The organism is Aequorivita sp. H23M31 (genome assembly GCF_004022485.1).
GTDB lineage: Bacteria > Bacteroidota > Bacteroidia > Flavobacteriales > Flavobacteriaceae > Aequorivita > Aequorivita ciconiae.
Window position 1 is genome coordinate 1,119,697 of sequence record NZ_CP034951.1, and the last position, 23,264, is coordinate 1,142,960.

General features: G+C 37.7%; 20 protein-coding genes and 1 tRNA gene. 8 read left to right on the forward strand and 13 right to left on the reverse strand.

Annotated features, from left to right (window positions below; translation table 11 throughout):
* Positions 1-168: 168 nt before the first annotated feature.
* A tRNA-Leu gene (locus tag EI546_RS04980) sits at positions 169-252 on the forward strand.
* A 375-nt stretch (positions 253-627) separates the two neighbouring features.
* Here EI546_RS04980 and EI546_RS04985 read toward each other — a convergent pair.
* The 4 genes from EI546_RS04985 to EI546_RS05000 form a co-directional block, all read right to left on the reverse strand.
* On the reverse strand, positions 628-1,041 hold the full coding sequence (locus EI546_RS04985) for a type II toxin-antitoxin system HicB family antitoxin (RefSeq protein WP_128249513.1): 414 nt from the start codon (positions 1,039-1,041) through the stop codon (positions 628-630).
* A 53-nt stretch (positions 1,042-1,094) separates the two neighbouring features.
* Entirely contained in the window at positions 1,095-1,244 is a 150-nt protein-coding gene (locus tag EI546_RS04990) for a type II toxin-antitoxin system HicA family toxin (RefSeq protein ID WP_240673160.1), read from the reverse strand.
* 111 nt (positions 1,245-1,355) lie between these two features.
* Entirely contained in the window at positions 1,356-3,035 is a 1,680-nt protein-coding gene (locus EI546_RS04995; RefSeq protein WP_128249514.1) for a GLPGLI family protein, read from the reverse strand.
* A 142-nt stretch (positions 3,036-3,177) separates the two neighbouring features.
* Complete coding sequence (locus EI546_RS05000; RefSeq protein WP_128249515.1) at positions 3,178-3,513, reverse strand: DUF6150 family protein; 336 nt, start codon at positions 3,511-3,513, stop codon at positions 3,178-3,180.
* A 268-nt stretch (positions 3,514-3,781) separates the two neighbouring features.
* On the opposite strand from EI546_RS05000, the gene EI546_RS05005 reads away from it, so the two are divergent.
* Positions 3,782-4,672: a MerR family transcriptional regulator gene (locus EI546_RS05005; RefSeq protein WP_240673192.1), complete on the forward strand. Its 891-nt coding sequence runs from the start codon at positions 3,782-3,784 to the stop codon at positions 4,670-4,672.
* Between the two features lie 226 nt (positions 4,673-4,898).
* Here EI546_RS05005 and EI546_RS16655 read toward each other — a convergent pair whose 3' ends face one another.
* A complete protein-coding gene (locus EI546_RS16655; protein ID WP_164905176.1) occupies positions 4,899-5,090 on the reverse strand; it encodes a hypothetical protein in 192 nt (63 codons plus the stop codon).
* Between the two features lie 165 nt (positions 5,091-5,255).
* On the opposite strand from EI546_RS16655, the gene EI546_RS05015 reads away from it, so the two are divergent.
* The gene (locus EI546_RS05015) at positions 5,256-5,951 is read left to right on the forward strand and encodes a lycopene cyclase domain-containing protein (RefSeq protein ID WP_128249517.1); all 696 of its coding nucleotides are present in this window, start codon (positions 5,256-5,258) and stop codon (positions 5,949-5,951) included.
* A 437-nt stretch (positions 5,952-6,388) separates the two neighbouring features.
* Positions 6,389-6,973, forward strand: coding sequence for an SET domain-containing protein (locus EI546_RS05020; protein WP_128249518.1), 585 nt, complete (start codon positions 6,389-6,391; stop codon positions 6,971-6,973).
* Between the two features lie 4 nt (positions 6,974-6,977).
* Here the strand turns inward: EI546_RS05020 and EI546_RS05025 are convergent, their stop codons facing one another.
* The 6 genes from EI546_RS05025 to EI546_RS05050 form a co-directional block, all read right to left on the reverse strand.
* Complete coding sequence (locus EI546_RS05025; protein ID WP_240673161.1) at positions 6,978-7,541, reverse strand: TlpA family protein disulfide reductase; 564 nt, start codon at positions 7,539-7,541, stop codon at positions 6,978-6,980.
* A 170-nt stretch (positions 7,542-7,711) separates the two neighbouring features.
* Complete coding sequence (locus tag EI546_RS05030) at positions 7,712-9,976, reverse strand: aconitate hydratase (protein ID WP_128249520.1); 2,265 nt, start codon at positions 9,974-9,976, stop codon at positions 7,712-7,714.
* A gap of 598 nt (positions 9,977-10,574) precedes the next feature.
* Complete coding sequence (locus EI546_RS05035; protein ID WP_128249521.1) at positions 10,575-11,528, reverse strand: AAA family ATPase; 954 nt, start codon at positions 11,526-11,528, stop codon at positions 10,575-10,577.
* Positions 11,529-11,545: 17 nt separating this feature from the next.
* Positions 11,546-12,985 carry a peptidylprolyl isomerase gene (locus tag EI546_RS05040; protein WP_240673162.1) on the reverse strand — a complete coding sequence of 480 codons (1,440 nt, stop codon included), beginning with the start codon at positions 12,983-12,985 and terminating at the stop codon, positions 11,546-11,548.
* The gene (locus tag EI546_RS05045) at positions 12,978-13,832 is read right to left on the reverse strand and encodes a peptidyl-prolyl cis-trans isomerase (RefSeq protein WP_128249523.1); all 855 of its coding nucleotides are present in this window, start codon (positions 13,830-13,832) and stop codon (positions 12,978-12,980) included. Before EI546_RS05045 ends, EI546_RS05040 begins: the two co-directional genes overlap by 8 nt.
* Complete coding sequence (locus EI546_RS05050; RefSeq protein ID WP_128249524.1) at positions 13,829-15,784, reverse strand: peptidylprolyl isomerase; 1,956 nt, start codon at positions 15,782-15,784, stop codon at positions 13,829-13,831. Before EI546_RS05050 ends, EI546_RS05045 begins: the two co-directional genes overlap by 4 nt.
* Positions 15,785-16,020: 236 nt before the next feature.
* On the opposite strand from EI546_RS05050, the gene EI546_RS05055 reads away from it, so the two are divergent.
* From EI546_RS05055 to EI546_RS05070, 4 genes are all read left to right on the forward strand, one after another.
* Positions 16,021-16,263 carry a hypothetical protein gene (locus EI546_RS05055; RefSeq protein ID WP_128249525.1) on the forward strand — a complete coding sequence of 81 codons (243 nt, stop codon included), beginning with the start codon at positions 16,021-16,023 and terminating at the stop codon, positions 16,261-16,263.
* Between the two features lie 182 nt (positions 16,264-16,445).
* On the forward strand, positions 16,446-16,961 hold the full coding sequence (locus tag EI546_RS05060) for an OmpH/Skp family outer membrane protein (protein ID WP_128249526.1): 516 nt from the start codon (positions 16,446-16,448) through the stop codon (positions 16,959-16,961).
* Between the two features lie 180 nt (positions 16,962-17,141).
* Positions 17,142-17,801, forward strand: a complete 660-nt coding sequence (locus EI546_RS05065; protein ID WP_128249527.1) for a DUF2306 domain-containing protein — start codon at positions 17,142-17,144, stop codon at positions 17,799-17,801.
* Positions 17,802-17,902: 101 nt separating this feature from the next.
* Positions 17,903-18,421 (forward strand): hypothetical protein, encoded by a 519-nt coding sequence (locus EI546_RS05070; protein WP_128249528.1) that lies wholly within the window; start codon positions 17,903-17,905, stop codon positions 18,419-18,421.
* A gap of 213 nt (positions 18,422-18,634) precedes the next feature.
* Here the strand turns inward: EI546_RS05070 and guaB are convergent, their stop codons facing one another.
* Together guaB and EI546_RS05080 are read right to left on the reverse strand one after the other, a co-directional pair.
* Positions 18,635-20,107, reverse strand: coding sequence for an IMP dehydrogenase (gene guaB, locus EI546_RS05075; protein ID WP_128249529.1), 1,473 nt, complete (start codon positions 20,105-20,107; stop codon positions 18,635-18,637).
* A 500-nt stretch (positions 20,108-20,607) separates the two neighbouring features.
* Entirely contained in the window at positions 20,608-23,247 is a 2,640-nt protein-coding gene (locus tag EI546_RS05080; RefSeq protein ID WP_128249530.1) for a TonB-dependent receptor, read from the reverse strand.
* Between the last annotated feature and the right edge of the window lie 17 nt (positions 23,248-23,264).

Sequence of the window (23,264 nt, forward strand, 5' to 3'; positions counted from 1 at the left end):
ATGATATGGGTCATATAGATATTTCTACTTTGACAGAAATTAAAATAAATTTAATCGACTTAGCTATCCCGTGATACGTAATGAATTTTCACACAATCCTTATTTCCATTCCTCAAAATATCCAAAAAGTCTTATATTTGCGCCCACCAAAGAAATAGAAACCCTTATACCCGGGTGCTGGAATTGGTAGACAGGCATGGTTGAGGGCCATGTGTCCTTACGGGCGTGTGAGTTCAAGTCTCATTCCGGGTACTAAAAAACCCTGTAGAACATCGTTTTACAGGGTTTTTTGTTTCAGAATAATGATACTCATCAAAGCGAACACGGATAACGCGGGTGCGAGTGATACATTAAAGATTCAAATCCGTGAAAATCCGCTCATCCGCTGCATCAGCGTTCCTTTCATTATTATGTAGTATCGTTATTGAACACGGATTAGACGGATGCAACGGATGAACGCGGATAAAATCCACTCATTATCCGTGGCATGAGCGTTTCTTTCTCTAAAAAATAAGTTATCCCAAAAATAACACCCCATAGCGACTAATTTTGATGCGCGAATTAGGAAAGCCGTCGAAATTCTATTGAACTTGCATTTCTTCTTCTTTAATTCCCTTTGAAAAAAAATTAGAACGAAATAGATAAAAGTTCCTTTCCAAGTTCGTGGACCGCTTTTTCAATCTTCTTAGTTTGATCTTCGGATGCATTGGCTTTTCCTGTCTTATATTGACGCAGTAGGGAAGAATTGATATTTGCTTTTTTGGCAATGGATCCAATTTTGACCTCTGGGATAAGGTCGAAAAACCCTTCGAGATCCATTTTGTATTCAAATTCTACTGCATTCTCATACTTACTTATCCAATCCTCTTTTAAATCTCGGCCAACCTCTAAGTACTCTTCAAATGCTTTCTGCAATGCTTTTTTTAATTCAGAAAGAGAATTCCCATATGCAGAAACTACCCCATCTATATTTTCTGTTGTTCCCCAATAAATACCGTCCTCAGCCTTTTCAACATAAACTTGAATTTTCTTTTTTTCCATGATCTACAATGTTTGTTTGCTTTTAAAGTCTTCCAATTTTTGAAAATAAAAACTCAATCTTTGAGTCCTGCCTGTTTCAAGATTGAGTTGACAGTTCCAATCGGAACATCTTTTTGCGGATGCGGAATTGCCACTAAACCTTTTTTTTTTGGGATGTTTAAAATGATGATGACTGCCCTTAGTCCTAACAATTTACCAGCCATCTTTTTCAATCATTTTTATTAATTGACTGGACTTCATGACCCTAAGATATAACAATTTTGTGATATAACAAAATTGTTATGACCGTATAGTAGACTTGGGAATAACCGTCACTAATGCAAACTATTATATAACAGTACTCCCGAAACATTCCAATAACTAAAGCTATTTCCTTCCGATGCTCCTTGAGGAATGTTTACCTCAATAATATGTTTTCCGGCGGGCAAATCACCTAAATCGATATATTCAGGAGGAGTAATGGTAGCGGGGCACCAATTGGATCGGCTTAAATCTGAAGAGGATAAGCCATTTTCAAAATTCCCCGAAACGGGGTTGTACAATCTGTAAGAGCCACAATCGGTTCGCCACGGGATAAAACTAGAAATCTGTTTGCCATCCAAATAAATGGAATTGGGTTTCTGATTAAACTCATCGCCCCCGCTCCAGCCTCCGTGACCGGTGGTGATGTAACGCAATTGCACATTTTTTGCGGCTTCCTTTAATTCGAAATTTACTTTCAGTCCTTTCTCGGTATCAAACATTGTGGGGTAACCCTGTCCGCCCATTTCCATCACACTGGTGGTATTGAACAATGGCAAAATCTGCGTTTTTGGAACTTTGGTTTCCCAACCGGGATGGAATGTTAGTTCCAAACTCAAATCGTGGCCTCCTTTATCCCAATTACCAATAAATCCACCTATATAAACTTCTTGACCAGAAAGTGCATCTACAAATTCAGAAATATCCTGGCGATAGATGACCTCATGTAGCCATTCCTTTCCTTTCAATTTTACCCGATCGTTAAAGTGATCCACACCGAAAGGAGTAAAGAATCTCATCAATTCTATACTTGGTTCAAAAATTTCCGAAGCTACCATTCCTTTATAAAGAGTGCCATTTCCGTTTTCGTAAGTTTCAATTGAATCCATTCCTTTTTGCATTCCATGTAGAAAAGTTTCTTTATCACTTTTGCGTATCAGGAAAATAGAAGCGGTTCTGTCGTAAGCGTCGCCGAGCGATTTTTGTATTGCCTGAACAAATCCTTGTGTTCCCGGTTTAAGTTCAGGGATCTTCACTTTTTTTAGAATAACTGTTCCGCTGGCAAAACGCAATACGCCATCATCCGTCGTTTTTGGATTGTCAACAAAATTTATCTGTTCATTTTCGAATACGGGAATTTGTATAAAGCTACTTTTCCAAAGGGCATCATTATAGCTTAAAGCATCAACTACTTCCATCTGTGGCATGGAAATATCCAATTTTACTTTCTTTATTTCTGATGCTGTGATTGCGGTATTGCCATTTCGCACGTATTCCAAAACCACCCCCAGCTCTTGTCCCATCCCCACAGGGGAAGCTTTATACGGCAGGTCCTTGGTGTACCAAAGTTCGATGTTATTGGAGTTGACAATAGTTACCGCTTTATAACAGGTATATCCCAAGATTTTTTTGGTTTCATCTGTGAGTTTGTACTCATAACGACCCAAAAAATTTGTATCTATGGTTTCTAGAGACTTATCTGCAGAAAAATGCGCTGTCCTTATGTATTCTGCAGGTTCTGTCTTCCAGTTTATATAAAACTCTTGATAAGGATAATCAGCTTTCCCCGCCAATTTTTTGATCGAGGTCCCTTTTACCATCTCGTCGTTGACCAACAAAACTATGGGATCTTGGTCGCGATCTGTTTTGCCATGGTCGCTTGACAGATAGGTTATCTTGTAAGATTTCTGGGCTTGAACTGCCGATGGAAATACAACTAAAAATAGAAAAAGGGATAGTAAAAGGGATTTCATAAAGTAGGTTTCAAAAGAAATGCAAAACTAATTGGTTTTTTGGTAAGGCGGATTATTAAATAGGAATACTGCCAAGAAAAGGAATTAAATCTATTCGAGTTAAAACCTAACAGGTCTCCAAGCCTGTTAGGTTTGACCCCAATTAATACATCAACTGCTTCTTGGACATCTTACTCCATCCCGCTTGATTTTCATATTCCACAAAGTATATCTTCAAATCAGCTTGGTTTTCGTAGTCCACAAAGTATATTTTCTTTTTCGCTTGATTGGAATAATCCGTAAAGAACCATTTGCCGTTGTTATCCCCCGCTTGGTTTTCGTATTTTACTTTGTAAACCTTTAAGTCTGCTTGATTCTCATATTTTACAACAAATACCTTTACATCTGCTTGATTTTGATAATCGACGGAATATACTTTTTGGGCGTATGCAGCAACCGAAATTAGAAATAGCATTATGATTAAAAGAAGTTGTTTCATTTTAGCTTTTTATATGGAAAGAACTAAAGATATGAATTTATGGCCATATGGTTTTCTGCTCAAAGTTTTAATCTTGCCACTTAATCAGAAGACAGTCACTTAATTTAAATAGTCTTCTTTTTAAGTTTAAGCTTTCTCCTCATTGGCAATAATTAATAGAGATGTTTTTATCTTCACGAGAACCAAACGTCTTTCGTTCAACAAACGCGCAAAAAAACTAAACACTTACCTTTCTTTTTAGTAATTTCACTTTAAAATATTTTTGGCAGTGGTAAAAACGGAATTCAGCATCAAGGATCTCGAGAATCTTTCCGACGTTAAGGCGCATACCATTCGTATTTGGGAGAAGAGGTATAATCTTTTGGAGCCTGATAGAACGGATACCAATATTCGCAGGTACGATATGGATAATCTGAAAAAGCTGCTGAATATTACTTTGTTGTATAAAGCAGGCCATAAAATTTCCAAATTGGCGGAGATGGACCCCATTCAAATCCAAACGTTGATCACAGAGGAAACTGAAAGCAACTCTACCAACTATGCCTTGGAATCCTTACGAGCAGCCATGCTGGCCTTTAATGTTGAGAAATTCGATTCGGTACTGGAGAATCTTTTAAACGAAAGAGATTTCCGTGATATCTATTTAAACATTTTGGTTCCACTTCTAAGAAATGCTGGAATGCTGTGGCAAACGGGAACTGTTGATCCCTCGCATGAACATTTTATTTCGCAAAGGATTAAACATTTACTGATTTTAAAAACTGCCGAAGTCAAAAAGAATATCAGAGATAATGAATTAGCAGAATTCGTTCTTTATCTTCCATCTGGTGAGGGGCACGAAATTGGACTTCTTTACGCCAATTATGAACTAGTCCGCCGAGGCTTTAAAACGCTGTACTTGGGTGCCAATATCCCTACGGAAAGTCTAGAGCCTGTATTAAAACAAAAGCGTGATGCAATTTTTGTTAGTTATTTTACGGTTTGTCCCAAATTGGAGGACATGGAGACCTATATCCAAAACTTTCTACATTCCGTGGGGGCAAAAAATGAATTTTGGATTTTGGGGAATCGGCCTTATAAAAATAAAGGGGGCATTAAAAGCCTAAAAAGATTTGAAGAGATAACTTCATTTGTTGGCTATCTTGATAAAATATCTTAGTAAGATTAAGAAAATGAAAATATTAAAAATGTTTGCTCTGTAAGCAGTAAAAATTGAGGTGGTTGAGTGATTACGTACCTAAAGATCGATCGCGATAAGCGGGATTGAATCGAAACTCTAGCTATCCCTAAAACATGACCTTTCTTTCAATTTAGGATTTCTCGCCCCTTCCTGCATGATGGAATTTATGACCTTATTTACGCATAAATGAGTGATGCTCGGATTTTTATGGAAATTTTATAAGGACCATCATCATAAAGATCATAAAAGTCGGTGGGAACGAAATGATTATTTCTTTCTCTTCTATGCCGTCATAAGGATATTCTCCTTTATCGGGTGGAGCTATTATGGTTTTTGGACTGGGCTGCCAATAGGATTGGGTATATTCGCATACGGGTTGGCCTGTTCTTTTGTGCACTATATTGTTTATCCAACAACGGTTTAAATTATTTCTAAGTGCAAATAATCAATAGGCCGAGGGAATACGGAGACTTTTCAAAAGTCATCATAAGCATTTAATAAATTGAAAAAAGCGAATGTTTAAGCAAGTTGCTTCTACCATTAAAATATTTTAAAAAACAAAATGTGGCATTTATATCTTCTGTTGGATATTGGAACTTTTATAATTCCATTTTTGTTCAACTTTCACCCTAAGTTACAGTTCTATAAACTTTGGAAATACTTCTTTCCTGCCACATTTATAATGATGGCATTTTTTGTTTCTTGGGATATCATTTTTACTTACTACGGCATTTGGGGATTTAATGACAAATACCTCTCCGGATATCAATTATGGAATCTTCCAATAGAGGAATGGCTTTTCTTTATTTGCATTCCATATGCCTGTATTTTCACAGTTTATTCCTTTAAAAATTTGCTTCCAAAGTTTAGATTTTCAGATAAAACAACACTTATAATTTATGTCTCTCTACAAACCATTATGATTGCTACACTTTTGTACAATTACGATCGTTGGTACTCGGCTATAAATTTTGGTTATGCTATAATCCTACTGGCTTGGGTTTTCAATAATAATCGGAAAACTTTAAATGTATTTCTACCAGTTTTCGCCCTTCTTTTAATTCCCTTTTTTATTGTGAACGGATTCCTTACAGGAAGTTGGATAAACGAACAAGTTGTATGGTATAATGATGTCGAAAATCTAGGGATCAGAATTGGAACGGTACCAATTGAAGATAGTATCTACGCGCTGACAATGCTGTTAACCGTATTTGTCTTGATGGAAAAGTTTAAGGGGAAAAATAAAAGTATGCAGTAGCAGGTGTAGTAAGCAGTTCGGAAAAAATCGCAAATATTCATTATTAAAAATTAATATACAATAGATTGGAATCTCTGGGCGAAAAGGATTTAATACTACCTTTATTAATAATTTTCAGTATAATCCGGAAAAAGAAACAAGAAAGCTTGCTTCTCCGCCAAAGGTATGGTGGCACGCGGACGCTTCTAGAACCAAGAGTTTAGACAAGATTCGTAAACAATAATAATATAGCTTTTAATAATTGTGATTAGTCTAGATCACAAGCTCTTAACCATACTTTAAAATATGAAAAAAGAAAACCATTAATCTAAAAAACCGTAAAATTTTCATTTTGAGAGCGTCTACATATTAAAGAATTTAATACTGATTAATGAAACCTTTTCCATCTTTTTTCAATCTGAACTTATCACTCATAACCCATAACTCATAACCCTAATATGATACATCCAAAAACGGAACTAAAACTAATAAGTGAGAAAATTGGATATGGTGTAGTTGCCAAAGAGTTTATACCCGCTGGCACTATTACCTGGATTTTAGATGAACTGGATCGGGAATTCACTCCTACGCAGTTTAATAAGATGAAACCTTTGTATAAAGACATTTTGGAAACTTACTGCTATCGCAATAACAAAGGAAACTTTGTTCTTTGTTGGGATTATGGCCGTTTTGTAAACCACAGCTTTAAGAGCAATTGTCTTTCTACCGCATACGATTTTGAGATTGCTATACGAGATATCCAGCCTGGAGAGGAATTGACGGATGATTACGGATATTTAAACGTAAGCGAGCCATTTAAAGGCGTTGATGAAGGCACACGCAGAAAAACTGTCTATCCCGATGATTTGCTAAAACATTATAAAGGTTGGGATAAAAAACTGCTGCAAAATTTTCCGAAGATAATCCAAGTTGAGCAGCCATTAAAGCCGCTTATTAAGGAAAAATTATGGAAAGAAATCGAAGAGATTGCCAAGGGAAAAAAGGAAATGGAATCTATAAAATCGAACTACTTTCCACGTTAAATTTTTATTCTGAAAGCAACTTATCCAGTAAATTTCTTATCTTTTTACTGTTCCAATCCGCTACACCGGATTCGTTTACGACAATTTCTCCAGTTTTTGAAAGTACATAAGTTGTGGGCAGCACGCTCGATTGCAGCTGATCGGGAGATTCGAAATGTTGCAAATAAGCGGGAAGTGAATAATTATGCTTTTTTAAAAACCGAGTGACCTTGTCCGGCTTTTCTGTTGTGACGAAATAGAAATCCACTTTTGAGGCATAATCATCATAAAGTTTTTGAAATGATGGCATTTCCGCTACACAGGGAGGACACCACGTTGCCCAAAAGTTTAATACAACTACCTTTCCTTCAGATTGGGAAAAATCAATTTCTTCCGAATTCAATCCGACAAGAGGCCAGTTATAATCGGATAATGTTTCCCGTTTTTCCTCTGAAGTTTCCGAAGGTGAAAAGGAGATAAGCCGTTGGACGAAAACCTGAATTGGCATTCGGGTCTGGGGGATTATCAACAAAATGATAAACACTCCGAACAGAATATTGCTCCATTGCTTTTTTAGGAAGTTTTTCAAATCCATTTTGGGGTATAAAAAAGAAGCTATCTCAAAACGGACTCAAGATGTCTGTTCGAGCGCAGTCGAGAACTATTTATTCTAGATAAACAATAAGGTCTCGACTCGCTCGACCTGACAATAAAATTAAATCCAGTTTTGAAATACCTTCTTATATAATTTAAATTTTATTAAGCATTCTGCTTCTTGATCAAATTCAATGCAGAACCTTCACGATACCATTTAATCTGGGCATCGTTATAAGTATGATTTGCTTTTATTGTATCCTTACTACCGTCTCCATGAACAATTTCAATTGTCAATGGCTTGTTTTCCGCAAACTCGGCAATATCCACTAAATTGAAGGTATCGTCTTCTTGGATTAAATCGTAGTCGGCTTCATTGGCAAATGTTAATCCCAACATTCCTTGTTTCTTAAGGTTAGTTTCGTGGATTCGAGCGAATGATTTCACCAAGACCACCGCGACACCCAAGAATCGAGGTTGCATAGCGGCATGCTCTCTTGAAGAACCTTCACCATAGTTGTGATCACCAACTACTATAGTTTTAATTCCTTTTGCCTTATACTCGCGTTGCACGTTTGGTACTCCGCCGTATTCTCCAGTCATTTGATTCTTTACGAAGTTGGTTTGCTTGTTAAAAGCGTTTACAGCTCCGATCAAGGTGTTATTTGCGATGTTATCCAAATGTCCTCTGTAACGCAACCAAGGCCCAGCCATAGAAATATGGTCTGTAGTACATTTTCCGAATGCTTTTATCAACAACTTCATTCCTTGCAATTCCGAATCTTTTATCGGCTCAAAAGGCTTTAACAATTGAAGTCTTTCGCTATTCTCAGCCACCTTTACCTCCACAGAACTTCCATCTTCCTTTGGAGCCAAATACCCATTGTCATCAACAGCAAAACCTTCAGGTGGTAATTCAATTCCTCTAGGCTCGTTAAGTTTTACTTCCTGGCCTTCGTCATTAATCAAAGTATCGGTCATCGGATCAAAATCTAGACGACCTGATATTGCGATGGCAGCTACCATTTCGGGAGAACCTACAAAAGCGTGAGTATTTGGATTTCCATCGGCACGTTTTGAAAAGTTTCGGTTAAAGGAATGAACGATTGTATTTTTCTCATCACCTTTACGATCGCTCCTATCCCACTGTCCAATACAAGGTCCACAAGCGTTTGTGAAAATAGTTGCGCCCAGTTGTTCAAAAACATTTAAAATTCCGTCACGCTCGGCCGTAAAACGGATTTGCTCAGAACCAGGATTAATCCCAAAATCACTTTTGGGTGTAATTTTATTTTCTACTGCTTGACGGGCTATCGACGCTGCTCTGGTTAAATCCTCATAAGATGAGTTGGTACAAGAACCTATCAAGCCCCAATCTACTTTAAGTGGCCAATCATTTTTTCTTGCTTTTTCACCCAACTCTCCCACAGGAGTTGCCAAGTCTGGAGTAAAAGGTCCGTTTAAATGCGGACGAAGTGTATCCAGATCAATTTCAATAACCTGGTCAAAATACTGTTCAGGATTTTCATAAACTTCGCTATCCCCTGTAAGGTATTCTCTTATTTTATTTGCCTCGTCGGCTATATCATTTCGATCGGTGGCACGCAGAAAACGCTCCATAGAATCGTCATAGCCAAAGGTTGAAGTGGTTGCACCAATCTCGGCACCCATATTACAAATAGTTCCCTTTCCGGTACAAGAAAGGTTTTGAGCACCCGGTCCAAAATATTCTACAATGGCGCCAGTTCCTCCTTTTACGGTAAGGATATCAGCCACTTTTAGAATTACATCCTTAGATGCTGTCCAACCATTTAGTTTTCCAGTCAATTTTACCCCAATTAACTTTGGAAATTTCAATTCCCAAGCCATACCGGCCATTACATCCACTGCATCGGCTCCTCCTACCCCAATAGCGAGCATTCCAAGGCCACCCGCATTCACCGTGTGGCTGTCTGTACCAATCATCATTCCTCCTGGAAACGCATAATTTTCCAAAACCACTTGGTGGATAATTCCGGCTCCGGGTCTCCAGAAACCGATTCCATATTTATTGGAAACAGATTCTAAGAAGTCGAAAACCTCACTACTGGTTTCGTTTGCCCGCATTAAATCTGGCGCTGCCCCTTGTTTTGCTTGGATCAGGTGATCACAATGAACCGTTGTGGGTACAGCAACCGATTTTTTCCCAGCCTGCATAAACTGAAGCAAGGCCATTTGGGCGGTTGCATCCTGACAGGCAATCCGGTCTGGAGCGAAATCGACATAATCCTTCCCCCGTTGAAATGATTTCGTGGGAGTTCCATCCCATAGATGCGAATAAAGAATTTTTTCTGAAAGAGTTAAAGGTTTTCCTACCAGTTCACGCGCTTTGTCCACACGTTCTGCCATTTGGGAATATACCTCTCTGATCATGTCAATATCGAATGCCATATACTGTAATTTTAAGGTTTTTAAAGTTGTGCAAAAATACTAAAATTCGAGACCATTTAAAAGTATTTAATAGAAGTTGGCTTTAGCTGAGATATGTTTACATAAAAATCGATTTGGCTGAATTATGTTGTCGATATTATATTTTCAACCCCTAAAATATGTGAAGATCATAAAATTGGTTAGTTGTTTTTATGCAGGGAATTAATTTGGAAAAGAGTGAATTCTAAATTAGAACGAAAATAAAAACCAGATTTGGGTGAAATAATATGGGGTAAGTTGGATTTTTACGTCAGATCAAAGGGAATCACATAGAAGCAATGATATTGGAGTTCTAACCATTATACAGTTTATGTAATTAGTATTTTTCGGAAAAAGAAACAAAAACGCTGCGCGTCTAGACACAAGAGCTAGGACTAAATTCGTAAAAGACGGATATTATAAGTCTTACCCACTTCGATCAGCTAAGGTTAAATTGTTTTATCAGCTATTTGAAATACTCAAAAAAAGAAGAAGAATCTCTCCAGCCCCACCTTGTAGTTGGTATTAAGTAAGGTCATCTAAACAAAAATGATCTTTAAACTAAAACTTAAATGGATATTTAATAAAGACTTTGAATAATCTTTTCAATACTCAATCCTTCAGCTTCCGCCTTGTAATTCTTGATTAATCTATGTCTTAAAATTCCGATAGCTGCTTTTTGGACATCTTCAATATCGGGAGAGAATTTCCCATTAAGGGCTGCGTGGGTTTTGGCAGCTAAGATCAGGTTTTGAGAAGCTCTTGGTCCGGCTCCCCAATCGATATAATTTTTAACAATTTCTGGAGCAGAAACACTATCAGGTCTTGTTTTCCCAACGAGCCCAACAGCGTATTCAATAACGTTATCGGCTACGGGGATTCGTCTTATTAATTGTTGAAATCCAATTATTTCCTCACTGGTAAATAATGGTCTAACTTTTTCATTTTCTCCCGCGGTGGTCATTTTGACTACTTCCACTTCTTCAGAGAAAGATGGATAATCCAAATTGATTGCAAACATGAATCTATCCAATTGTGCTTCGGGTAAAGGATAGGTTCCCTCCTGCTCAATTGGGTTTTGGGTGGCCAGAACAAAGTATGGAAGATCGAGTTTATAATGGTGCCCCGCTACGGTAACAGCTCGTTCCTGCATAGCTTCCAAAAGTGCCGCTTGGGTTTTTGGCGGAGTCCGGTTTATTTCATCCGCAAGAATAATATTGGCAAAAATAGGACCCTTAATAAATTTGAATTCACGGTTTTTATCCAGGATTTCAGAGCCTAAGATATCACTTGGCATCAAATCTGGGGTAAACTGGATTCTCTTAAATTCCAATCCCAAAGCTTGAGCCACCGTATTTACCAAAAGTGTTTTTGCAAGCCCAGGAACCCCGATAAGAAGTGCGTGCCCACCTGAAAATATGGAGATCAAAACTTGTTCTACCACTTCATCCTGACCGACAATTACCTTCTTTATTTCTTTTTGAAGAGCATTATACTTGGAAACAAGTTGCGAAACCGCTGTTACGTCTGACATATTTTTTGTTTAAAATATTAATTTTTCAACCAATTTGCAGAAAAATCACATTTCTGATAATCTTCATTCACGTGGACATAGGTTTTATCGATTACCTTATCCTGCCATTTGCTAATTTCTTTGATTTGTTTTTCACGAAGCGCTAATTGCTTGATACGTTCATAATCCTTTACATAATCAGCTTTGTGCTCTGGATATCTTTTTGTTACGGTCAATATCTTGAGCATCCCTTTTCCTGTTCGGTCACGGTCTGTAATAACTTTGGAAACCTCACCTTCTTTCAAATTATAAACTTGGGCTCCAAAAGTAGGATCCATTTTGGTAAGGTCGAATCTTGTATCGAAAGTTAGCGGATTTATAATCTGGCCGCCATTGTTTCTGGTTTCCTTGTCTTCGGAATATTTATGAGCCGCATCGGCAAAAGATATCTCACCTGACACTATTTGACTTCGAATATCCTCGATTTTCTTTTGGGCGGCATCAATTGCAGCCTGGGAAACATCAGGAAATAATAAGATATGACGAACGTCCACTTCCTGACCTCTAATTTTTTCTACATAAAGGATGTGCCAGCCGAATTCGGTTTGAAAAGGTTCACTTACCTCTCCCTCCAACAAAGAGAAAGTTTGATCCATAAATTCCTTGGCCAATGGTGAGTCGCGCGTAATACCCGTCATAAGACCTCCTTTACTCGCCGAACCAGGATCCTTAGAATATAGTACTGCTTTGGTAGAGAAACTAGCACCATTGTCAATAATATCGGCTCTAATGGCATTCAGCCGAGCTATTACATCATCTATCGCCTTTTGGGAAATTTCTGGTTCCACAACTATTTGGGCAACTTCTATTTCAGCACCGAATATAGGTCTTTCATCTTCCGGGATGGAATAGAAGAAACTGCGAACCTCTTCTGGGGTAACCTCCAATTTATCTATAATCTTTTGCTGCATTTGCGATGCCAAAGCAATGATTTTGTTAGCATCGAAAAGTTCCTTTCGCAAATCGGCTACATTGTCCTTTCGATAATATTGGGCGACTTTTTCCTCACTTCCCAACTCGCTTACCATGTATTGCAGTTGTTGATCGATTCGCGAGTTTATCTCAGCATCGGCAACTACCAAGCTATCCTGTTTTGCTTGATGCGCGTATAACTTATCTTCCATCAATTTCCCCAAGAGTTCACAACGTGTGATTCCTTCGATAGATATTCCTTGCGATTGCATCTCCAAATAACCTTTGTCAATGTCTGAATCCAGAATAATATATTCACCAACAACCGCACTTATCCCTTCAGCTTTGTAGCGCTTAAATGGCTTCAAAGTATCTTTTGAAAAGGTTTTTGTTGATATTTCAAGGGAGTCATTGCTCTTTACAACGCCTGTACTATCTGGGACCAAAACGTTTTGTGCTTGTACCATACAGGTGGAAAGCAGGAGCAATAAGAAAAATTTATTCATTTGCGTAGATTTCAAATTTATTATGTTCAATCGCATCTCGGGTAATATCTGTTTCTAGTTTTCTTATAAGTTCAAGCTTCCTTTTATTGAGAATGATTTGTTTTAAAGTCGGCTTTATATAGGGAAGAGGTGCAACATCATTGGGGTAAAGAACATCCTCAATTTTCACCAAATATACTCCTAATGAATCTTGCAATTGGCTGAAATTTGATTTTTTTAACACTTCATCTTTTGCCGTTTTTAAAATGGGGAGCGCATCAAGCAAAACCTCCTTTTTTATCCAAACTGAATCATTGAGATTTGAGGAAATAAATTGAAAGGTGTGGCCATTTAAAGCTTCTTTGTCCTTCTTGTCATAGCGGGTAAACTTCTCTTTTACCGTTTTTAAACCTTCATAGTTTTCAGGCAATTGAACAAACCTCATTTTAAGAAGAGAATGGTTGAGTTTAAAGTTGTCAATGTTTTCTTCGTAGTAAGTTTTGTATTCATTTTCGCCAATCGCACTGTCCAGTTGTTGGCCGACAATTACATTTTTATAAGCGTCTGTAAGCAAATCATTTTTATATTCTTCAACCAATCTATCAAATCTATCCAACTGGTCGCCCGAAAGATTGATTTTTGCTTGACCTATCAACAATTTTTGTGTTGCCCAACGAGTGATATAATTATTCACTATCAAGGTACTATCTTCGGGAGAAGTATTTTCGGAAACTAACTTTTGGATATCAGACTCATATAGGTAATCATCATTTACACGAGCGACCACATCTTCTTGGGGTTCTTTTTCGAAATATCCACAGGAAACCAATAGGAATGCAAGTGCTATATAAGAGCCGATCAATTTCACTTTAGTTGTCTTTTTACCTTTTTAAGTGTTTTATTATTTACCTCCACATCGTACTTAGAACGAAGTTGATCCATCCATTGAGTTTCAAGTTCAGTCTGGTAATTGCTGATAACCCGGCCTTTAACCTCATCGAGTTCTTTAATTCCTTCGGGAAGAACTTCCTTAACATTTACAACAATGTAGGAATCATTGCTTGGATAAATGGTGGATATTCCTTTTTTGATTTCTAAATTTGCAGGAAGTTCCTGTTCACCCACTTCGAATATTCCTTGCGTCAGCAATACATTCACACTGCCGTCGGGATTAAGTTCAGCCTTAATTTCTTCAGGAGCCCTACCTTCTTCCAACATTTTTTGAATCCGCTGTGCAGTCATTTGCGATGTGGCGGAAAAAATATCGGCATCAACACGTTGTTTCCATCTATAGTTCTGTTTTGTTTTTTCATAAAACTGCTTTAGACCAAGAGAATCATTTTTAGCGGCGTTCCAAATATTTTTTTCCATTACGTCAAAGATTAGCAACCCATCTCGATATTCTCCCAATACCGCAGCGTATTGAGGATTTTCAACTTCTAGCCGATCTCTATAGTAATCTTTTAATTTCTCCGTTTCAAATTCATCATAAAAGCTTGCCAACAACGACTCCTTGTCAGCAAACGGCATTGTGGAACGTTGTCTATCGGCAACATAGCTTGCAAAATCAGAAAACTTTACTGTCCTATCTCCAATGGTAAATAAGGTTTTATCCTGTGCAGTGGGGATTGGTTTCATATCCCAATTTCTAGTAAGTACACTGTCTGACACATAGGTGTCAAAAAATGGAAGGTAATCTGTTCCTTTTTTATAGTTGTATTTTTCCTTTATTTTTTTATTAACCGCATTGACCACTACTTTAGCGCGATCTCCTTGTTTTACACGTTTTTCAAGTTCGGCCTTCTGTTCTTCGAAGGTAGTCTCGGGCACTCTTTCGTCCAAACGGATAATGTGCCAGCCAAACTCAGTTTTGACAGGTTTACTAATATCACCTATGTTTTTTAACTTATAAGCGGCATCCTCAAATTCGGGCGCTCTCAGCTCGCCTTTTGTAAAAGGTTTCAATTTTCCACCGTTCACGGCTGAATTCTTATCATCGGAAAATTCCTTGGCAAGGCTTTCAAAAGATTGTCCCTGTTTAAGCATGGTAGCTATTTCGTTAATTCGCTCTTCAGGGTCAAATGTATGCGCACCTTTCTTATCGGAAATCATAATATGGGAGACAACAATCTTCGGAAGACGAGCTCTACGGTCATTGACTTTTATAATATGATAACCAAAATTGGTTCGTACAATTTCAGAAATCCCACCAACCTTGGTGTTGTAAGCTGCTGTTTCAAAAGGATAAACCATACTAAATACGGAAAAATATCCAAGATTACCACCAGATTTATCTGCATTTGGCTCTTGTGAGTTTTCCTTAGCCAACTTTTCAAAATCCTCACCTTTTAAGGCTCTCTCTCGAAGAGATTTGATTTTGTTATAGGCAGCGAGGGTGTCTTGAGGCTTAGCTTCAAACCCTACCTCAATCAAAATATGCGAGGCGTTTATTTCTTCCTTACTTCGATCGTAAGCTTCCTTTGCCAGATCTTCCGTGAGTTTTTCCTCAAACAGGTAAGACCGGGAAAGTTGATCGCGGTACTTTCTAAGTTCAACTTGGTAAGGTTCTTTCTTATCGAGCCCTTGTGCTTTGGCTTCAGCTATTTTCAATTTGTAATCTATAAAAAGCTGCATATAACCATCGACATCTTTTTGCGATTCGTCCTGGACGAGATCAAGATTTTTCTTGTAAACCCTTTCAAATTCATCTGCATAAACTGGATTCCCGTCTATGGTTAATAATACATCTTTTTTCTTTTGTGAAATAACTGAGGTGGTTCCCATTAACACCACTAACAATAGGGTAAGAATATTTTTCATGGTTATTGAAAAAATTTATTTAAAAAGATTCCATAAGTGGCCTTAAAAGCTTTTGGCGCACAAAGTTGCAAAAATAGCAAAACCTATGTAACACGAGTGCGAAAAACTAACGAATTTCCAACAATAATAGTGTATACATCTTTTATAAATATTCCTAAAAACGTAACTTGCGAAGCATTTGTAACCATTCAGCTAAACATCATTTTTAGGAATAGATGTGCGCAAATTATTATCACATGACCAATAGGATAAAATTTATATGGGATTTTCATGGGCCCAATGGAAAACCCACTGCAGAACACCACATAAAACATTTAGGGGAATTTGTGGAAGCCAAAAATCTCCAAAACACGATTCTAGGAGTGGAACAAATTACTCCAAATCATCATATCGCCTTTCTTGTAGTAGATAAAGAATTGATGGATAGCCTGAGAGCTATTCTAAAACCCAACAGGGGGCAGTATTACGAAGAGGAATAAAAATTGATGGCAAATTTTCAGCTGAAATCTCTTTTTCAAAAGCAATTTATCGACCGGAATTACTTTTAAATACCTTTTGAAAAAGAAGAACTCAGTTTTATGGAAGGACAATCGCCGTTACCACTTCATCATTTTCAATATTTAAAGTACATTTGCGGACTTAATTTTTTAAACCGATTATTATGAATTTTTTGAAGATTGCCGTTTTATTTATTGGTATATCCACATTTGCTCAGGGAAAAGTGGGCGTAATCGATATAGATTATATACTTGCCAATATGCCCGAAATGACGAATGCCCAAGAACAATTATCTACCTATGGAGCCCAATTGGATTCGGACTTAAATAAAAAGATTGATGAATACAAAACTCTGGCCGACGCGTACCAAGCGGGAGAAGCGGAATTCACCATTGCCCAAAAGAAAGACAAAAAAACCGATTTGATAAATCTAGAAAACGACATCCAGAAATTCCAACAAAATGGAAAGGCATTAATGGAAATCAAACAACAAGAGGTGCTACAACCTCTATATAAAAAGATTGGTGATGCGCTGGAGAAAGTTGCCAAAGCGCAGGCATATACCCAAGTCGTGCAAACAAATGCGGATATAGTTTATTTAGATCCCAATTATGATCTTACGGATTCTATTATAAAAGAAATGGGAATAACAATAAAACCAGTAGAGGAGGAAAAATAATCTATCCTTTGAAGACTTTAAGAAGAACGTGAGGTATTTTAAATCTCACGTTTTTTTGTTATTAAAATCCAGTTCACGGTCCTTTTCCCGATTCATCCTCCAGAAACTACAATTGAGTAAAAGATTAAAGTACAAATCATTCTTTTTTCTGAAGTTTGAATCATAAAACATATCAGATCCATGGAACAGACAATAAAAATTTTGATTTATATCCACGCAGCTTTTGGTGGAATTGCCTTACTGGCAGGTCTCATTTCAATGTTTGCCAGAAAAGGAAATACTATTCACAAAAAGTTTGGTTTAATGTTTTTCTACTCCATGATAATTTCCGGAGCTGTCGCTATGTTCGTTGCGGTTTTACCTAATCATGAAAGTCCGTTCTTATTTTCAGTTGGAATTTTTAGCTTATATTTCGTGCTGACTGGTAAGAGAGCTCTAAATTTTAGAAGAAAGAATCCTGATTTACGGATTGACAGTTTGATATCGATAGGAATGATTATAACAGGCGTCTTAATGATTTTATTACCGATTATACTAACAAGCAGTATCAATATAGTTCTTGTGGTCTTTGCAGTTGTTGGAATACTGTTATCTGTAAAGGATTTACAATTATTTAAAGATCCACAGCGGTTAAGAAAAGCTTGGTTAAAATTACATTTAGGAAAAATGATAGGTGGATATATTTCTGCATCGACAGCCTTTGTGGTTGTCAATCAATATTTCCCAAGCATTTATGGGTGGTTTGTTCCTGGGATTATTGGTGGAGTTGTGATAGTTTATTGGATAAGGAAAGTGAATGGGAAAAATGTAATAATTGCTAAATCGAAAGTTACATTATAAGAGAACGCAGAACCACATTGCCCACAGATGCTTTAGAATAAGGGGAAGAACCAAAATTTTAAACTGTCAAAAGATAAAAATTAAACTAAAAAGTAAATACTATGAGAATAATTACGCTGCTGCTTTTGCTTGTTTCCATAAATCTTTTGGGACAAAACGAGATTGAAAATCTGAAGATTAATTGGCCAGAAAAGTATGAGTGGAAAATTGGCTCAAATCAAGAAACCGAACAAATGCATTTTATCGAATTAGTTCCTGGAAATGAAAGTATCGACAAATGGTCAGTCATTGGCACGATGATGTCCATTAAGGGAGCAACCAATGTGCCAATGGATGTTGCGGCCAATTTAATGTATGAACAGGCCAAAGCCAATGCTCCAAAAGCCAAATTGAATATCATTGAAAAAAACGAAACCGGTGAAAACCACTGGATTCTTTTTACAATTGAAGCTCCAAAATTCAAAAATGATAAAAATCCAGAATCACAGCTATATTATATTATTCAAGGTAAATCTTCACTTTATTCAAATTTTGTAGCGATTAAAGAAAAAAAACTAAGCAAAGATTTTATAGACGAATGGAGCAAAGTATTTAAGGCAAGTGAATTGGTTTATCAATAAAAGATTGATTGGAAGGAACTGGAGAGAATATTAGTCCCTAGATTCAGAATTAAGTGGAATTTAAGGAATTCCATTTCTTAATTTCACAAAATGAAAATTTAATTGGTCAATAAAAAAGTGGAGCGAGTCCACTTTTTTTATTCTATTTTTTCCAGAAATATATAATTCCAGTCTATTAATATCCTAACGGCCTGACACGAATAGATTTCAAACCTATCTACTGTAATTTGGCGCTTCTTTGGTTATAGTAACATCGTGCGGATGGCTTTCAGCGATTCCAGAGGAAGTGATTTTTATAAACTTCCCGTTCTCCTTTAAACTCTCAATATCTTTTGCGCCACAATAACCCATCCCCGCTCTTAAGCCTCCAATGAATTGGGTCATACTTTCCAATAAGTCACCTTTATAAGGTACACGCCCAACAATTCCTTCAGGAACGAGTTTCTTTATATCATCTTCTACGTCTTGGAAATAACGGTCTTTACTTCCTTGTCTCATAGCTTCAACTGAACCCATTCCTCTATAGGATTTGTATTTTCTTCCTTCGTAAATAATGGTTTCTCCTGGAGATTCCTTAGTACCAGCCAATAAAGAACCAAGCATGACGCAGTCTGCACCGGCTGCAAGCGCTTTTGGAATATCACCCGTATAACGTATTCCCCCATCGGCGATTACGGGAACGCCACTGCCTTTAATGGCGGCTGCAACCTCCAATACCGCAGAAAACTGTGGAAAACCAACTCCTGCAACTACTCTCGTGGTACAAATTGAACCGGGTCCGATTCCTACTTTTACGGCATCTGCACCGGCATCGACCAAATATTGTGCAGCTTCAGGAGTAGCGATATTTCCAACCACAACGTCTAAGAATGGGAATTTTTCTTTCACCTGTTTTAAAACCTCCACTACTCCTCTCGTATGTCCATGAGCGGTATCAATAATGACCGCATCTACTTGGGCATTTACCAAAGCTTCCGCTCGTTCCAACACGTCAGGAGTAACACCCAGAGCAGCAGCTACACGAAGACGACCGAACTGATCTTTATTTGCATTCGGTTTTTGGGTAAGTTTTGTAATATCCCTAAATGTGATAAGTCCGAGAAGGGTTCCATCCTCTGATACTACAGGTAATTTTTCTATTTTATGTTGTTGAAGGATGATCTCCGCCTCTTGCAGGGAAGTTCCCTGTGCCACGGTGACCAAATTTTCGGAAGTCATAACCTCGCTAAGTTGGTGGTTCAAATCTCTTTCAAAGCGAAGATCGCGGTTCGTTACAATTCCTATTAGTTTGCCAGCATCATCGATTATTGGAATTCCACCAATACTATATTCCCGCATTGTTTTTTGCGCATCGCCAACGGTATTGTGTTTATGAAGCGTAACCGGATCGATAATCATACCACTTTCTGCACGTTTTACTTTGCGGACTTCAGCAGCCTGCTGTTCAATGGTCATATTTTTATGAAGCACTCCAATTCCTCCCTCACGAGCTATGGCAATAGCCATGGCACTTTCCGTAACGGTGTCCATTGCTGCGGAAACAATAGGCACGTTAAGGGTTATATTTCTTGAAAATCGGGTAGCGATAGAAACTTCGCGGGGCAATACTTCGGAATAGGCGGGTACCAGAAGTACATCGTCGTAAGTTAAGCCTTCTCCTAAAATTTTGTTTGAATGTTCGATCATGGCAATTAAGTTAACTTCCGAGGCACAACGGTGGAGATGATAGAGTCGGAATGTTGTTATGGATTAATTGCGTGCAAATGTACAGGAATTAATTCTGAATTATGAATTATGAATTCAGAATTATGATTTCTGAATCAGTATTTTAGGATTAGAAATCATGAAGCTGTCTCAAAAGGGATTTATACCATCTGTTAGTGCGCAGTCAAGAACTTTTACGTCGGATAATCAAAAAGGTCTCGACTGCGCTCGACCTGATATCCTAATAAAATCAGGTTTTAAGACGGCTTCCTTAATCATATTTTCATTTTTTAGCGGAAATAAATATTGGGAAAGAAATAGAAGTACATTCAAAGTACAAGTTTTCGATGGCAGACTCCATATGGTATAAGTTGTTCAGAATTAGTCAATATTATTAACAGATCTGAATTCATAATTCCTGCCGCCTGCCAGACGGGCAGGTTCTGAATGTAACTGCTGGAAGGGCCGGTCTTGAATTAAAATTAAAGCTTTATCTCCAACGTTGCATACCAAGTCCGAGGTTGGCTTGGGATTATCCCAGGTCCAGGATAACCGGTGGCTCTTCGGGTAAAGTAACTTCGGTCCAATAGATTATTGATCCCAGCTTCAATTTTGAACCGTCCAAAACCATAAGATAATGAAAGATCCATAATATCATAAGCTGGAATTTCACCTTTTATCCCACTTTGATCGGTAAAATCACGGGCGGCGTTTGTGGCATCGGTAAATTGCGTGCTTAGATAGGTATATTGAAGACTTCCTGCAAAATCTTTATATCCAAAATGCAATCCGGTTTTTAGGTTTATCTTCGGAATAAACTCAACTTGTTTTCCAGTTACGTTAGCTTCTTCCGAAGAAATATATTCGCTTTCTGTATATGCAAGATTTAGGAACGTACACAAATTAAAATCCGAAGGTCCTTTAAAGGATCCCCAAATATTCCAATCTATAAAACCTTCAAGACCATAAGTTATGGCGTCCCCTATATTCGTTCTGAAACGTTCGTATGGATTGATACTTCCTCGACGACCAATAACTCCCAAACGGTTTTTATAACTGAGGAAAAACCCACCTAGGTCATAAGAAACATAGTTGTCAAATCTTCCCCTAGCTCCAAAATCGAAGGTGTATCCGCTTTCATCCGTGATATCTGGGTCAACGACGAAAGAACTATTTATTATCCTAATATCGTTAAAGGTAACTGAACGGTAATTCTGACTTATATTACCATAGAACTCGGTTATTTTCATGGGTTTATAACTCATTCCTACTCCCAGTAAAACAAAGGCTCGTTCAAATTCACGATTGTCTGGAATGGTTTCGTACAAAATTGGATTGCCAGCAATATCAACATTAATTTTTTTGTAATCGCCTTCACTTTTCGTTTTTATATATTCAAATCGAATACCTGGAGTTACCGAAAATTTTGATGAAAGATTAAAAATATTTTCACCAAAAGCTGCAAAGTTTAAATTAGGAAATGTAAAATCACTCTGTCTTTCAAAGTACGGATACGTTGAAGTTTCAAAATTGAAATTTGCATCGCTTCCATTAGTTCCGGGCCCTTGTCGCTCATCGTTATTGGATTGATAATATTTTCCTCCCAAAAGAAGGACGCTGGCATTTCCCAACAAATTGTATCGTGTCAATAATCTAGCCTCTGCGCCCCAATTATTGAAATTACCAGAAATTACCTCTCTTGGTTTTTCAAGATCATCGGGTTGCGAAACGCGATTTTGTCTAAACCCAACATTCTTTCGTTCGGCATCGAGAGCAAATAAGTTTAAACTGAAATCGGTTTTTTCGGAAAAACCATGGTCAAGCCTTAAAGAATACAGCTTCCAATCTACCTCAAACCAATTTCGGGTGCGATTGCTGAATGTAGGATCTTCTTCAAATTGTTTATCGGTCATTCCTCCTGGTTGCTGTGCCAGATAATGGAGATAACTCATTTCAAATGCGAGCTTTGTCTTACTAGAAAATGAATAATCTATATGGGCATAGGCATTCTTGGAATCAAACTGGGAATTGGGTCTAAAATCATCCCCCGTTTTGTAGTTATAATATGCATAATACCCCAGTTTACCTACGGTGCCGCTAAAACTATTAAAACTGTTGAAAAGGTTGTAGGAGCCCAAAGATTGGCGTGAAATCCATTCAAACTTTTTATTGGGATTGGGCTTTTTTAGAATAAAATTGATCAATCCCCCAAATTGGGTTCCATATTGAAGTGAAGCCGCTCCGCGTATGACCTCAATTTCACTGAGTGCGTCCGCTGGAGGAGTGTAATAACTCTCGGGATATCCCAAAACATCAGCTGAAATATCATAGCCATTTTGCCGCGTATTGAAATAGGCCGTTCTATTGGGATTCAATCCACGTCCTCCTATATTAAGTTGCAAACCTCCGTCATTATTTTCATAAATGTTCAGGCCTACAACCTGTGCATAAATCTGTCGTGCATTGTTAGTAGCGGTATTGGTGGTGAGATTCTCCATTACCACAACCTCGCTCTTTTTCCCTGCATAAATAGCCGTTCCTTCAACTTGTTTTAAGCTGCGAAGTGCAAAGATCTCGTCTTTTCTTTTTTTGATCACAACCTCGGAAAGTTCCTCCCCAAGAGGTTCCAATTTAAAAGTTATTGTAAGGTTTTTTGAAATGGTGACCATTTCTTTTAAAAGCTTGAATTCCATGTCAAAAACTGCGAACTCGTAGGTTCCTGCAGGCACATTATTAAATTCAAAGTTTCCATTGGAATCGGTGGTTGTGGATTTACCAAGATCCAGGTTGTAAACTTCTGCATTTGGAATCGGCAAATTATCCGATTTGTGAACCACTTTTCCCGAAAATGAAAATTGAGCGAACAAGGGAAGGCTTAGTAGACAAAGAAATACGGAAAAAACCAGATTTTTATAAAAGGAGAAATTTCCTTTTTCGAAGGGACTATCCTTAGGAAATGCCTGGGGTGTCAAGACCCCAGAGGTTTTTATAACCTTTGGGGTTTTATTGGGATTCCCGACCTCACAGGTTTCAAAAACATGTGAGGTTTTAGCGAAAACCTTTGTGATTTCTGCAGAAATATTTAAGGGGATTTCTAAGCTTCTATTTCTAAATTCTATCATATACAGTCAACTGACCT